18 protein-coding genes are annotated in these 13,748 nt (G+C 37.3%); 3 read left to right on the top strand and 15 right to left on the bottom strand.

Features of this window, described 5'->3' with window-relative positions:
• Positions 1 to 408: 408 nt before the first annotated feature.
• The 11 genes from E4K67_RS31710 to E4K67_RS29280 all read right to left on the bottom strand — a co-directional run bounded on the left by E4K67_RS31710 (position 409) and on the right by E4K67_RS29280 (position 8,611).
• A complete protein-coding gene (locus E4K67_RS31710; RefSeq protein ID WP_135553221.1) occupies positions 409 to 621 on the bottom strand; it encodes a cation:proton antiporter domain-containing protein in 213 nt (70 codons plus the stop codon).
• A gap of 172 nt (positions 622 to 793) precedes the next feature.
• Positions 794 to 2,545, bottom strand: a complete 1,752-nt coding sequence (locus E4K67_RS29225) for a cell wall-binding repeat-containing protein (RefSeq protein WP_135553194.1) — start codon at positions 2,543 to 2,545, stop codon at positions 794 to 796.
• Positions 2,546 to 2,648: 103 nt separating this feature from the next.
• Positions 2,649 to 2,939 (bottom strand): hypothetical protein, encoded by a 291-nt coding sequence (locus E4K67_RS29230; RefSeq protein ID WP_243454689.1) that lies wholly within the window; start codon positions 2,937 to 2,939, stop codon positions 2,649 to 2,651.
• A 474-nt stretch (positions 2,940 to 3,413) separates the two neighbouring features.
• Positions 3,414 to 4,478, bottom strand: a complete 1,065-nt coding sequence (locus tag E4K67_RS29235) for a hypothetical protein (RefSeq protein ID WP_135553196.1) — start codon at positions 4,476 to 4,478, stop codon at positions 3,414 to 3,416.
• A gap of 511 nt (positions 4,479 to 4,989) precedes the next feature.
• Entirely contained in the window at positions 4,990 to 5,193 is a 204-nt protein-coding gene (locus E4K67_RS29245; RefSeq protein WP_135553200.1) for a DUF3791 domain-containing protein, read from the bottom strand.
• Between the two features lie 11 nt (positions 5,194 to 5,204).
• A complete protein-coding gene (locus E4K67_RS29250) occupies positions 5,205 to 5,441 on the bottom strand; it encodes a hypothetical protein (RefSeq protein WP_135553202.1) in 237 nt (78 codons plus the stop codon).
• A 282-nt stretch (positions 5,442 to 5,723) separates the two neighbouring features.
• Positions 5,724 to 5,942 carry a hypothetical protein gene (locus E4K67_RS29255; protein ID WP_135553204.1) on the bottom strand — a complete coding sequence of 73 codons (219 nt, stop codon included), beginning with the start codon at positions 5,940 to 5,942 and terminating at the stop codon, positions 5,724 to 5,726.
• On the bottom strand, positions 5,935 to 7,113 hold the full coding sequence (locus E4K67_RS29260) for an ArsA family ATPase (protein ID WP_243454690.1): 1,179 nt from the start codon (positions 7,111 to 7,113) through the stop codon (positions 5,935 to 5,937). Before E4K67_RS29260 ends, E4K67_RS29255 begins: the two co-directional genes overlap by 8 nt.
• Positions 7,114 to 7,229: 116 nt before the next feature.
• Positions 7,230 to 7,709, bottom strand: coding sequence for a MarR family winged helix-turn-helix transcriptional regulator (locus E4K67_RS29265; protein ID WP_135553206.1), 480 nt, complete (start codon positions 7,707 to 7,709; stop codon positions 7,230 to 7,232).
• Positions 7,710 to 7,971: 262 nt separating this feature from the next.
• Positions 7,972 to 8,319 (bottom strand): HepT-like ribonuclease domain-containing protein, encoded by a 348-nt coding sequence (locus E4K67_RS29275; protein WP_135553208.1) that lies wholly within the window; start codon positions 8,317 to 8,319, stop codon positions 7,972 to 7,974.
• Positions 8,309 to 8,611, bottom strand: coding sequence for a nucleotidyltransferase family protein (locus E4K67_RS29280; protein WP_135553209.1), 303 nt, complete (start codon positions 8,609 to 8,611; stop codon positions 8,309 to 8,311). The genes E4K67_RS29275 and E4K67_RS29280 overlap by 11 nt, the downstream gene beginning before the upstream one ends.
• A gap of 176 nt (positions 8,612 to 8,787) precedes the next feature.
• On the opposite strand from E4K67_RS29280, the gene E4K67_RS29285 reads away from it, so the two are divergent.
• Positions 8,788 to 9,117, top strand: coding sequence for a hypothetical protein (locus E4K67_RS29285; protein ID WP_206752238.1), 330 nt, complete (start codon positions 8,788 to 8,790; stop codon positions 9,115 to 9,117).
• Positions 9,114 to 9,290 (top strand): hypothetical protein, encoded by a 177-nt coding sequence (locus E4K67_RS30010; protein ID WP_158408613.1) that lies wholly within the window; start codon positions 9,114 to 9,116, stop codon positions 9,288 to 9,290. Before E4K67_RS29285 ends, E4K67_RS30010 begins: the two co-directional genes overlap by 4 nt.
• 117 nt (positions 9,291 to 9,407) lie before the next feature.
• On the opposite strand, the gene E4K67_RS29290 is transcribed toward E4K67_RS30010, so the two are convergent.
• Both E4K67_RS29290 and E4K67_RS29295 read right to left on the bottom strand, forming a co-directional pair.
• Positions 9,408 to 9,890: a GNAT family N-acetyltransferase gene (locus E4K67_RS29290; protein ID WP_135553213.1), complete on the bottom strand. Its 483-nt coding sequence runs from the start codon at positions 9,888 to 9,890 to the stop codon at positions 9,408 to 9,410.
• A gap of 63 nt (positions 9,891 to 9,953) precedes the next feature.
• Entirely contained in the window at positions 9,954 to 10,832 is an 879-nt protein-coding gene (locus E4K67_RS29295; protein ID WP_135553215.1) for a radical SAM protein, read from the bottom strand.
• Between the two features lie 416 nt (positions 10,833 to 11,248).
• Between E4K67_RS29295 and E4K67_RS29300 the strand changes: the two genes are divergently transcribed.
• Positions 11,249 to 11,698: a hypothetical protein gene (locus E4K67_RS29300; protein WP_338031930.1), complete on the top strand. Its 450-nt coding sequence runs from the start codon at positions 11,249 to 11,251 to the stop codon at positions 11,696 to 11,698.
• Between the two features lie 738 nt (positions 11,699 to 12,436).
• Here the strand turns inward: E4K67_RS29300 and E4K67_RS29305 are convergent.
• Together E4K67_RS29305 and E4K67_RS29310 are read right to left on the bottom strand one after the other, a co-directional pair.
• Positions 12,437 to 13,024 (bottom strand): tetratricopeptide repeat protein, encoded by a 588-nt coding sequence (locus E4K67_RS29305; RefSeq protein WP_135553217.1) that lies wholly within the window; start codon positions 13,022 to 13,024, stop codon positions 12,437 to 12,439.
• 211 nt (positions 13,025 to 13,235) lie between these two features.
• The gene (locus E4K67_RS29310; RefSeq protein WP_135553219.1) at positions 13,236 to 13,544 is read right to left on the bottom strand and encodes a hypothetical protein; all 309 of its coding nucleotides are present in this window, start codon (positions 13,542 to 13,544) and stop codon (positions 13,236 to 13,238) included.
• Positions 13,545 to 13,748: the final 204 nt, after the last annotated feature.

Raw genomic sequence — 13,748 nt, forward strand, 5'->3', positions numbered from 1 at the left:
TAAAAGAGCTTGTCCACACTCTCCACAGCCCCGGCGGCAAGCACAAGATTGTTATTGATAATACGTATAAAACGGGGATGGCTCGCTATCCGGAGGGGTTGCTCTCTTTTTCCGGAGACATGGCTCCGTGACAACCGGAATGATGGCCCTCAAAGATCGTAATATTCATCTTTAAAGATTTTTCCATTGCTGGCATCTCCCCCACTTGTCACATTTTCTCCTTCATTCCTCTCACTTAACAATCAATCACCTTGTTTTTATAAGCTTCATGCTCGCTCCTGGATCGCTCTGATCGAAGTATGAGAATCTCTCGATTTAAAGTAACTTCTAGCTCTTCGGACAATACTTTTGCATGTGATTATAGATGCTTCGCAGGAGAATGAGAAAAGACCCCCGGCATGGAAGGTCTTAAGGAATTCTATTCCATATTCTGTTGATCCATGCACAATCCAATGTAAATTGCTTTTTCGCCTTTGCCAGAGAAATTATTAAATCAAAATCGATTTTAATCCCAGCCATAAACATGAGAAAGGCAAATCCTAAATTATAGAGAAAATTTAGCCAATCGCTTCCTTGAATTAAGTTAAATCCGCTTTTTCCAATGATGATTCCTACAATAATCTCACCACTACAAGCCTGATAGCTAACCCCCTCAGAATGCCTTTATTTGGCTTTGAGGGGGCAAATTGTTTTCGGGCATAGTATATTGAAAACACGATCCAACTCTTTTATATAGCATAGACCAAACTTCAATCATACCGGAACAGGATGTTCATTATTATTAGTATTAAGGTTAAGGCTTGATAATGATACCAGATCCAGATCCATTTCCTATGCCTTTTTCTTTAAGATCGTTTTTGTTAAACCAGAGGTTCCCATCTTGCTTTTTCACATGTATACCATTGAAAACTCCTGTTGCGTTTTTTGCCGCCATGAATTCATCAGTCATTTCATTAAGGTAATAAGGAATGTAAGGGAAAGCATAAACGTAAACATATCCAGGTTCATCGGATTTTATACCTCCAGTAATCCCGAGTCTTGCGAGTCCCTCTTCTCTTACCAGCCATTTATAAAAATATTCGCTACTAATGTTAGCCCAGTCATCACTCATAAATTCGGTACCAGGTTTTAATGTAACATTATCCGTAATACCCTCATCTGCTTCTAGATACTTATTAACCATTCTTCCAGCGTCAGCGCTGAAACCATAAAATGAAGCCCAATCCAAATAGACTTGACCAAAAGTACTGTGCAACCCTTCGCTCGATATTAGATCATCTGATAAATTAAATTTGCTTTTAAAAGATGATAAATCCGAAAAAAAGTTATTACATTCCTTGCGAGTATTTGTCACGGTTCTTCCGTTGTAGTTCCATGTTACTATTTCATTATCATTTAGACCTCGTAAATCAGCAACAGAAACTCGGTAAGAACTGAATGTTCCCTTGAAATAAACAGCGAATTTATCAGAGTCTGTATAGCCCATTAATTTTTTAAAACCTAAATATTCGCCAATACCATCTTCCGTATATAATTTGCTAAGGCCTGTTGCATCTTCAACAGGATTTATGATTGATGAATTATCGGATAAGTTCTGTACTACTGTGTCAGATACAACCGCCGTTCCTCCAAAAACATAGACTTTAGATGCATCTGCATAACGATTTTGATAATAACCTTTTGTATTTGCCGAGGAGGATGAATTATTCACTAAAATAATTGGTGCTTTTTCTTTCGCAGCATACAAAGCGCCAGTTAAGGCATCCGCAAAGCCTTCTCCTGTAGCTAAGCAAATACTATTCGGATCAAAATCATTGCCGAATCTTTGATTTATTGCAATATTACGCTCATACTTATCTGCCCCAACAATTCTTTCCGGATTGGTGAATTGATTAAAAACACTATCATCAATAACGCTGGAACCACCAATGACATAAGTTTTGGTTACACTCAATGTAGCAATATAATTCTTAACAGAATCTGGCAGATTATCTTTTGGTACTAAAATAATTGGTATTTGTTTTAAAGCCGCAATAGGGGCAATTGATAAAGCATCTGGATAATCTTCCCCTGTAGTCACGATTAATTCTGAAGGCATATTCAGTTGTTGGGCAATTTTTATTGCTGTATCATACCTATCATACCCAGCAATACGCATTGTGATAATTCCCATTTCTTGTAGTTTTGTTTCGATAGATGTAGAAATGACTCCAGTTCCACCAATAATAAACACGTTCTTGGCATGTAAATCGGTTAACGCTTGCTTAGTAACGGCTGGTAAATCATTACTACTAGTCAATAGTATTGGTGCATTGTACTTTTTTGCTAAAACTCCAGCTGATAAAGCATCTGGAAAATTCTCTCCATAAGCTAATACTGCATAATCTGATTGAGTCCACCCCGCCTTAGCAATTTCTATAGCAGTAGAATACCTATCTGCTCCTGCTAAACGAGTTATTATCGTTGATGTACTGGCAAGCGCTGGTATGGTCAAAGATAATAGGATAATAAAAGTAAGTAATATCCCTAAACCTTTTTTCTTCATTGTCATCCTCCCAATTTCTCCCCTTCCTTATTTTACTAGTTTTGTTTTAATTTATTTATTTATTTATTTATTCAATATTCAACATTATATTCCCTGCTTTTACTTATAAAGAATATTTATCCTCCTTTTGTAGATTTTGATCCAACTTTAGATCATTAGCAAAGGACCCGTCGGCCTTTTGAAAGTAGATGGTAGCTAAGGGAGCATTCCCTTGTCCGGCATAACCATCATCAACAATGATGATGATATCTTTTAGCCCGTCTTGACTCACATCTTCAAAGGAAACCGCTTTAACGTCTACCATATAGAGGAGGGTTGCCTGAAAATTATAAAGGATATCCCCGTTTTCATCGGTTAAATAAAATACTACCGGTATATGGTTGCCTCCTGTCAATTTTCCGGCTATGAATTTAACCCACTGCGGGGGATTCCTCCCTGGGTTGTTGGGTGGTAGTAGTTGGAGCTGTTTTTCCGCAGCCTGCTACAAGCAGGGCAACTATCATTGCTGCTATGAGTATTTTGCTTTTCATTTTTACCTCCGTATTAACCCTATCCGGAATGGGGTGAAATTTGCCTCTGACTCTATAGCCTCTCACGTAAGTCTCCTAACATAAAACCAGCTATTTTAATAGGGATAAATCCAATCATCAGCAAATAATGATCCTTTAGTATTTCGCCGAAGGTCTTACTTTTCCTTCCACCAATCACCAGTCCTTTTAAAACTATACCCATAGAAAAGTTGGTGGTAAATTGCCTTACATGGAGAGAACTGTACCAATATGGCTAGTTAATGATATCATTTAAGTGTTAGGCACAAAAAGGTGCGCACTTATATATTTACTCCTTGCTATATTTTTCACTTACCGTATTATTTGATTTTTTCCCAAATTACATTCCATGATTCTAAATTACATTCTTTTTTCTGTTCCACGAAGCGTGTTGAAACTAAATAATGGAATGAAGCATTACTAACTTTATCTGGCTCGCAATAATATATAATCTTTTTAATTAAATGGTTATTTCGTATAGCTTGATTAATATGCTGATCATTCTCACCACTATATCCCAAAATATGAAGCTCATTCAGATCTTCTGAGGCTAATTTATTCAAATACGACATAAATAGAGTTTCTATTTGATTACTCTTATTACGTTGCATTAAGCCCAGTTTTTGTGTTCCATTAACGCCAAGTACTATTATGTATTCAGACTTATTTGATGATGAATAATCAACTTGATTAAATGATTTACAGCAAAACCCACCATGAAGATGTTTAACTTTATTATGAAATACATCATCCAATATTAAATCATAATTTGTTGTATATATGGTTTTAAATTTCTGAAAATACCGTTCCAGTTTCTTTTTATTTACTTTATCTGTATGATCAAATCGTTTTTCATCATCACTATACTTCAAATGAAAATCGCCGCCATTATATAAAATCATATCTATTTCAGATGAAAACTTTTCATATAAAGAATCCGGGATTATTTCTATTTTTCTTGCCATATCAATAATTTTCAAAGGTGACTCAATACCTGAAATATTACTTTTATATATCTCATAAACTAGTCCAGCATCATAAAAATATTCTCGACAGACACTTTCAGCCTGAGTAAACCCATATTCTTTTAATACATTGATAATATGCATCTCTATGTTAGGTTCTATATACAAGTCTGTAGGCCAAGGCTGTACCCCTTCTAAACTGCCATCATCTAAAGCTTCATAGATTCCATGACTATATAGAACTTGCACCGGCTCTACATTTTCAAACTTATTATGCAATCGAAATTTGGAGAAAAAATTTTCTATTTGTTGCAATTCGTCAGGCAAACGCTTCTTTAGTTCGGCCATAAGATTGTTACTTTTGTAATACTCAATTATTTGAGAAGAGAAACCATTTCCTATAATAATAGCTTTTTTCAAAAAAACACCTCCCTCTCGTTAAAAGAATGGTTATTTGTAACATTTCTCTTTGATAAACACTCCTATCTCAATTACTAAAAACTCCTTTTCGTTCTTGTCATCATCAAAATCACTCAATGTCATCTATAAAATACCCCGCTACAACTTCCATTATCTTCCAGCTACACCCTTACCTCTCAAACTAGCTTTTGGCTTTATCCTTCCTGCCAAAAACAACTGCAATTCTAGGTAACATCCCTTCCGTGGTCATTGGCAGCTCTATGATTTACATTATGTCCTCTCAGATCGCGGGAGGCCTTCAAATAGTTCAGAGCAAGGACTATAAATTTGAGTACGGGCTATTGTAGGACTCCCAATTATAGACGCTCAAGCCCAGGCAAATATTGGCTTGGAGCGTCTATTAGTTTTCAGGATTTAAGTTGCGAACTTAAAGACACCGGTTTGTTAAACCGATGCCTTGGAAAACGATGATGACTACGCTAACTCATTACTGTGCTATAGACAAGACAAATCAGTTATGTCTGGAATTAATATACAAATCAATATCCTCCACAATATAGCCCTGTCCCGTTGAATGAAGAACATCATAAAAAGATTTTATATAGTCAAACACCTTGTTTTCATTAAAAACTTTGAATGCTGCTTTACCTGTCAGATGATGCGCATTCTTATAGCTTTCAAGACAAAATACAGTAAAATCAATGTTTCTATCCATTTTTTCTCACCTCACACCTGCGGAAAACTTATCTTTCCGCTGTTTCTTTCTTCCAAAAACAATTCAAACAGTTTCTCTGTGCTGTATTGCCAAAGTTTTGTATTCTCATGCTCCATTATTTCATATAGATGAGATGAATATAGTTCAGTAATAGCATCTTTATCAGACAAACTTAATTCCGCTGCAATTTTTCCTACAAGAACAGCGCTTATGATTGGATACACTGCATCAAATTTACTTTTATCCATTGCTTTCTTCTCCTAAATCTTCATAATGGTCAAATACGCAACGACTCAATCCTTTTTCAGTATGGAATAATATTTTAGCTTCCAAAGCCCTTAGGATCACTTCCTTTTGTATCATATTATATACTAATTTTGAAGTTATCTATACCATAATAGGTATATATTGTAATCTGTCAACGATGTCAATGGCACTATTTATTAAATGGTAACAATTGCAACGGGAATTAGTTTCAATGAAATTCCCCTATTAATATCCTATGCGCTCCATAGAATGCTTGTTGTCCTTTAGTCCACCTTTATAGTCTTCAACCCACCTGCTTGCTTTTTATTTTCAGCGATCGGGGCTTTCTCAGTGTATTCTTTACTAATATCATAAAGCATCCGCATCACTTGGTTTTCCAACTCTTTAGCCGGTTTTTGAACGGACTCAGGCAATTTTCTTAGGACTTTACGCACTAAAGAAATTTTCAAATTCAACAAGTGCTTGAGCAGTTCCTCATTCATGGAGCACACCTCCGAACCTGACTTTCAAGGTTTCTTCCTCAAATTTGGCGCCGATGACGGTTAGATTTTCTAGGGTTCTAGGCAAGGTAATATTTCGTTTGACATTACCTACCTTAATAATTAACTCATCTGCCTTTTGATTGAGCGAAAGATCATCTTTTGTGGTGAAAGGCATATAAATGGCCATAACATACTCGTCGTTTTCCTTAGTGACTGTCTGAATTCTAGCATTGTATTTAATCGTTGTCGGATCTTCCCCTTTGAAAATCTCTTCACCCATCCTGTCCAACATTTCTAGGCCGACAATTTCTTGTTCAAAGAGGGGCGCGTAATAGATGGGAATCGGCGAAAAACTGTCTTCAATCAGTTCCTTATACTTCTTCTGAATATCCTTCCAAACTGTAAAATACTGATCTGTAACATTATCGGGTATGATTCGGTTGACGACGACTGCATCCACATTGAAGTCATATATATTCAGATAAGTGAAACTGCGCTGGGCTTCTTTGACGACCATTTTTTCCGGATTAACAACAATCCGAATACTAGTCACCTTCCGGTCGGAAAATATCTGCCGCATTTCATCAAGTTGACTGTAGATCTTATCGATCTCATCCATAACTGAATCGGTTGGCATAGGAATCCCTAGGAGTGGCTCCATCACTGGCTTCAGGAATTTTATTGCTTTTCTCTTCATCGGGAAAAGCTTTTCCATCCACCACCTGAGCATCTCAGGGAAACTAAGCAAGGCTAATGTTTCTCCGGTCGGCGCACAATCGATAATAATCACCTCAAATGTATTTTGTTTGTAATACTGCAAAATTCTCAGTAGACTTAATAAATCTTCGATCCCCGGAAATACCGTTAATTCTTCTGTGGTAATATCTTTAATGGTCTTGGCAGTGAACAGAGTCGTTAGATATTTCTGCACTTGACCCCAGCCCTTTTCGACCTCGTGCACAGTATCAATTTCCTGTGCCCAAAGATTGGGTCGGATCTCTTGAGGCTCAGGGGATAACTTTATATCCAGGGAATCCCCAAGACTATGCGCCCGGTCAGTACTTACCACCAGTGTTTTTTTGCCGTTCTTTGCGCTTTGCACTGCTGATGAGGCGGCAATACTAGTTTTACCTACCCCGCCTTTTCCCGTGTACAAAATAATTCTCATCATGTATTCCTCCTAAATTGTTATTAAACACCTGTATGAGACAGTACTTCCTCACGGAAACTCTTCTTCTTGCGAATAGTACCTTATGCGAAGTATCTGTTGAAAATATAACCCATCTTTTACTCGATGGGTATTTTTCTGATAACTTGCTCTGAAGGACTGTCCTCAGCTACGATATCTTTCCGACTCAAGGCCTCCATTATTTTCATGAAAATCTGAAAAAGGGCTTGTCGTTCCTCAGCGGATAGTACCGCATTGATTCGTTCAAGGTAGGAGCCAATGCTCTCTTTGACCTCAGTCATCATGCTTTTTCCCTTATCCGTAAGTCGAATGGCTACGATCCGTCGGTCTTCATCGCTCCTTTCCCTTTGCAGATACCCGTTTTTAACCAGCCTGTTGACTAGTCCAGTTGTCGTACTGAGGGGAGCGTTAATATAATCGGAAATTTGGCTCATAATCACTTCCCCGTGTCTGTCCACAATGAGCATGGCCAAAAGCTCGGTCTTGGAAACCGATAAGTCTAACTGAATCCACTCTTCGGGATAAAACACCTTACGCAAATTATCCAGTACTAAATCTATAATTTTTTCTTGTTCCATTCAGGGACCCCCAATTAATACTTTAGTCAAATACTTCCGTGTGAGAACTATTCTATTAACAAATTAACTCTTTTCTTGGCTTTTGTCAAGGGGGGCCCTAAATATATGGTCGCTTAGATTGTCCATCAGCATTGCGCTACATAGAAAAGAAGCAATATGTCAAAAATCGTGTGTTTTTCGCAGACGAAGCAGCCTCTTCCTGTTTAAGAAGAGGCTGCTTGCGTTCGGATTGATTGAACTTTATTACCGTGTCCAACTATGTTTATAGCTGTTGAATAATACTGGAACAATAGTCCTTAAGTTTCGGAATATCACTTGTAATCGTTTCCCATAAGCTCTCATCGTCAATTTTACCATAGTTATGAGCAACTACATTACGTAAGGCCTTGATTTGCGTCCATGGAATTCCAGTATAGGTATTCTTAAACTCATCCGAAAGATGAGTGGTAAGTTCTCCAATTTGTAAAACACAAAGAGCTGTAGCATTCTTATAAACAGAATCTTGGGTAAACGCCGTATAATCCTTCCCAAACCGCTGAATTGCCTCAGAAATATCATCGCAATAGGAAATGATACGCCGCAGTACATCAGCGTTTCGGTTATTCTGCATATAAAAGCACTTCCTCCTTCTGGATTTTACGAAGAAAATCATCTTCCAGACTTCCCGTTGTCAGAACATCGACTTTTATCTGTAAAGCTTCCTCAATTTCCGTATACAGCCCACATAAAGCAAACATCCCTTTAAGAGATCCTTTATCCACTCGTAAATCCACATCACTGTTTTCTGTAACATCTCCACGAGCATAAGAGCCAAATAGATACACCCGTTCAACACCATATTTCCGTGCAATTGGTTCGACAATAGCTTTGATTTCTTCTATCGTAACCTTTTTAACTGACATAGCTCTTACCTCCTTTGGATCATATTACGTTAATAGCACTGTTTACAATATTATATCACAAATCTTTTCTAAAAAGTCAATGCAATATGGAGTATTATGGTATCTATTTTTCTTACTCATTAATTCTTTTGATGCAACACCTTTACTGTAGTTCAAATTCGGATTCGAATCCGAATTTGAGGAGCATTGGCCTACGTCTCTCCATCGGTATGTTAAATGTATTTACGAAAAACATGACAGCCGGGCGAGGGTATATTGCTTTAGCAGCCATGATCTGTGGGCGCTGGACACCTCTAGGTTCACACGGGGCCTCTGTGTTCTTCGGTTATGTTCTTGCCTTGCAGATGAATGCACAGGGGCTGGCGATTCCAGCCCAAATCTTGGAAATCATTCCGTATATGACAACCCTACTTGTCTTAGCCTTTGTTGCTAAGCGTGCACGTGGCCCTGCTCACGTCGGAAAAAATTTGCTCCTAGCGAGCACTAAAATGGAGGAATTATCATGACAATACTTAATAAAGCAGATCAAACTCAAGGAAAAATTCAATACCACGTTCGGGTTAAACCCGGAGATGTGGCAAAATATGTGCTTCTTCCTGGGGATCCGGCTCGTGCAGATCGAGTAAATTCGAAAGAAGCAACTGTTGACACGGAACAACCTTGTGGCAAACCCTATTAACAGCCTAAATTCATCACTATTCTGTAATACCCTGCCAACAACTGCTTCAAGAATATCAACAGCATTTGCTTCTTTGGCCAATGTTTTTGCATCCTCTTTCTTAAAGTGTGACAGAGTTCAAAAATAGTTGGGTATTGCATCAATTGAACAATTCAAAAGTTCATTCCAGTTAACATCATTACAATATACCATGCAGACGCTTTTTTCATATCTTTGAAATTTCGAAGGCAATAGTTTAAAGTTAAATTTCTTATAGAATTCAGGATTTATATCTGAAAATAGAAAAATGAAGGAGTCTTCTTTTTCTTTTTGTAAGCAGTTTTTTAGCAATTCCGTGGCATAACCTTTGCCGGCGTGAATTTTTGGTGTTAATACAGACCCAATACCATATGCTTTTTCTCCAACAATATCCTTAAGTTTTAGTATTATCAGAGAGCTGGCAATTTCGTTATCGACATCTAGTACATACCTTGTACCATACACATCTTCCTGGGCATTATCGGTACAATATTGTTCAAAGGTCCTGTTTTTTCTCCACTCCTTATACCCTTCACTGAAGATAAGATTTATCTCTTGAGGCATCGCCTGTCTGAAAATCATCTTAATAGTCTCCTTTTAAGCATAGTTTTCCTGCAACAATCTTAGGTGTAAGTGGGAGGCAGCTTACAACTGTTTTAATTGCTCTCGATATTGCCTTAATTCGTCTTCATCAAAATCGTCAATAGTATCTTGCAGTACTTTAAGCATCTTAGATTGATCTTCAGGAATTTTACCAACTACGGGAGTAGCTATTGATACATGATTGGCAAAAACTTTGGTGTTTGTTTCCAGATGTTCAATGAAGCATTTTAATTCTTGAACTCGTTCGAATTCGTTGGCTTCAACAAATTCACCCTTGAGTTTTTGTTCATATAACTCTGTACCGGGTATTAGGGTTAAAGAGGTTATCCCTATACTTCTTGGTTTTAGTTGATTAAAGAATTTGGCCGTTTCCAGAGCGCTGATTTCTCCTCTAGTATGACCAGCTAATCCATTTAAATAGATTGCATGATACTCAATTCCGGCTTCCTCTAATCGTTTACATTGTACGACAGCTTCTTCGGCAGTATTTCCTTTATGGATTCGAGTTAATGTCTCATTATGACCGGTTTCAATTCCGATATACAGCTGATTAATCCCCAGAAAACGCAGTGTCTTAAGTTCCTCGGTGGTTTTTGATTTGATATTGGTTATCCGAGCATACATGGAAATAGTTTTACAGTGCGACAGATATTCTTTAATTTTATCGGCAATTAGTTTTAGTTGTTCAAAGCTTAAAACAAAGGGATCACCACCGACAAGGTATACCCTTTCAGCATTTGGCTGCACGGAAAGAACCTCTTTTAAATCTTCCTCTATTTGCTCGATTGGTTCGATGCGAAATGGGACATCCTTGTACATGCTGCAAAATGTGCAACAGTCATGTGAACATCCGACTGTGACTTGTAATAGTACGGTTTTAGCCTCAGCGGGTGGTCTATAGATCGTGCCTGTGTAATGCATTTTTACAAACTCCCTTTTACCCTCAATGGTCATCCTATCCAATACTCTTTAACCCCGGCCTTTTCAAATTTATTAAACTTAAAAAGCTTATCAGATCATTAGCATAGATCGCCGCTCACATACGCCCTTGACATAAACCCAGATATTATAATAGGGATAACCCGATAATCAGCAAATAATAATCCTTTACTATTTCGCCGAAGGTCTTACTTTTCCTTCCACCAATCGCCAGTCCTTTTTAAACTATGCCCATGCGAAAAGATGGTGGTAAATTGCCCTACATGGAGAAAACTGCACCTATACAGCTAGTTAACTATATCCTTTATAAGTTCACAGGCACAAAAAGGTGCGGTGTTAAGTTAATAGAATAGAGATTGAAAGGTTATCCTATAATTATTCAATTGAAAGGAGGATACATGATGGCAATAAAATATATTCCCTTCTTTTACGCGTTGATTTTTGGCGTAATTCTCGTTGCAGTAGTGCCTAAAGCTGAAATTCGCAGATTATCAATTTACGGAATTATTTTTGGAGCAATATTTGATGTTGTATTTGTTAGTATTGCAAATATTACTGGATCATTTAGATATATTAACTATGAGCCTTTCGGTCTAATAGGTATTCATTTTCTGGCACCTATTAGTTGGGCTATTTTCTTTATAATATATTTCTATTTCCTACCCAACAAACGACCTTATATTTATCTCTACATTATTTCAGGGGTATTTTATAGCATGATGTTCTGTCAAATGATTACAAAACTTGGTGTTTTAAAACTTTCGCATGGAATAATAGACTCCATTATTCCATTTGTTCTTTGGTTTCCTTTGGCTACTTGGGGCTATCTTAAATTAGAAAGCAGATAAGCAACGTAACAAGGCAGCGCCTAAATATTCTCCTGCTTGAGTGCATCAATAATGTTTTCCTTTTTAACTTCTCAAATAGCTCCACAATGGTTACAGTCCATATGATTCGATGTTGGCGATAAATCATAATACAAGATACTATTCCTCTATGAATCTAATTAAGTCTTTGGTGAATCTATCCTGCTGGTCATAGAAAATACTTCGATATTAATTCCCATGTCAATACCCCTATTCCTAGAATTATACGCTATAGGATATTCACCTGGGGATTTATGCGTGTGCATTTTTCATCTGGAGCTCCTAAACACCCTCGATTATCAAGCACACAATAAAAATGATTGCTAAGGCTTTAAGACACTGTTTACCCCAAAGTGATATCAATGGATTGACTATGGTTGTGGCTAAAGTGCTGTCGGTCAACAATGTAAATTTAGAGAGTTATGCATGATCCAGTGCTTTTTGCCTTGTATGTAATTTCAAAATATTTAACACTGCTTCTTTGTATTAGCTCAAAATCATATTTCCAATATAAAAAAGTATTACGATATGAACAGGATAAAATAAGAATAATGCGAACCTGACGATAGTCATTCACATAACGTCACGAGGGTTTGCGACGTCGGGTTACTATATTTTCAATCTCTCCGATGTCTGTAAACACGCTGTTATCGGATGGATTGTGCCCAGCGGAGCCATGGAAGGCGGAGCGTCCTCTCCGAAGCCTAACCTTCACAATTCCTATTTGCTTTTCCTTTGAACTTTTAGTAAAGTGCTATGAACACCACCATCATTTTGGAATTCAAACCTTCCATCTTTAATCAAATGATTCAATAATTCTTCTTCACTAAAGGTTAGATATCCCTCAACAATTAATTGACAATATACATCATCCAAACTTCTTGCTTTCCTTTTACCTTTTAGATAATCGTAACAAAAGTCCGAAATTTCATCGTTCAATCTTTTAACTTCTGGCACCGAAACCCATTTAAAGTCTCTTTCACTTTTTCCCAATGCAAACAAGGCGTCTAAAATTGAATATTCGATATCACCATAATCTGGATTTTTTCTATACAACGGTGTGAAATAATCAATTGCTTTTTCGTACTCTTTACATAAAATATATGCCTCTCCCAATCGCCATTGTGCATAGACATCCTCAGGATGACTCTTCGCAACTTCTTGTCTAAGCCTTTTTAATCCTTTGTAATCCCTTTTGCTGATGAGTCTATAGTCATCTTCCCAATCTTCAAATCCATTCATGTCAGTATCATCATCAAGCTTTTTTCTTCGACTATTAATGCCAATAATCTTGCTGCCTTTATCCAAATAGATCACCTCCATGTAATTGACAATTTAATTGTTTTTTAACTTTTAAGCCTCACTTAGTGAGCCAAGGATGCCGAACTGCTATAACAAGGCACAGTCTTTCCGATAACGTCCCGAGGGTTTGCGACGTCGGGTTACTACATCAATATTCTCTCGGATTTTGGGAATTCGTTGTTAGGTGAAGTTTAGGCCACAGATTGTGCCCAATCAACTAAATACTTTTTACTAATGCCAATTCGTAATCTATCCTCAACTGATCTAATTGTTTGAAACGCTCAGAATCAATTGCCGCTTTTAGAGACTTTGCTGCCAATTGGTAATTACCAATCGCTAACGCCATATATCCAGTTTTGTAGCTTCTTGAAGGACTTGGATTTGCACCAAAACCCCATGTCCCATTGTTCTCTTCATCATCTTCCAAAAGTGTTCGTAGCGGCTCATGCATATCCTCAAATCGCTCAAACCAAGGAAAACCACAACTAGTAAGTTCATCTTTAACATTCTTAATGGCAAAGTCCAAATTGGCACCGTCAGAATCAATAATCCGCTTTCATCTTGGCAAAGTGTTGGGAATTCTCTGTTATACGCCGTACGGCAGATACTGCATGTTATTAATAACCCAAAGCCAAAACCAAATGGTATTTGCTTTCAATTATCTTACAAAAAAAGAGTTATAGCCTCTTTAATAATGATTTGATAATGATTTGGTGAAATGGCTTTACTG

The sequence above is a fragment of the Desulfosporosinus fructosivorans genome (assembly GCF_004766045.1).
Classification (GTDB): Bacteria; Bacillota; Desulfitobacteriia; order Desulfitobacteriales; family Desulfitobacteriaceae; genus Desulfosporosinus; species Desulfosporosinus fructosivorans.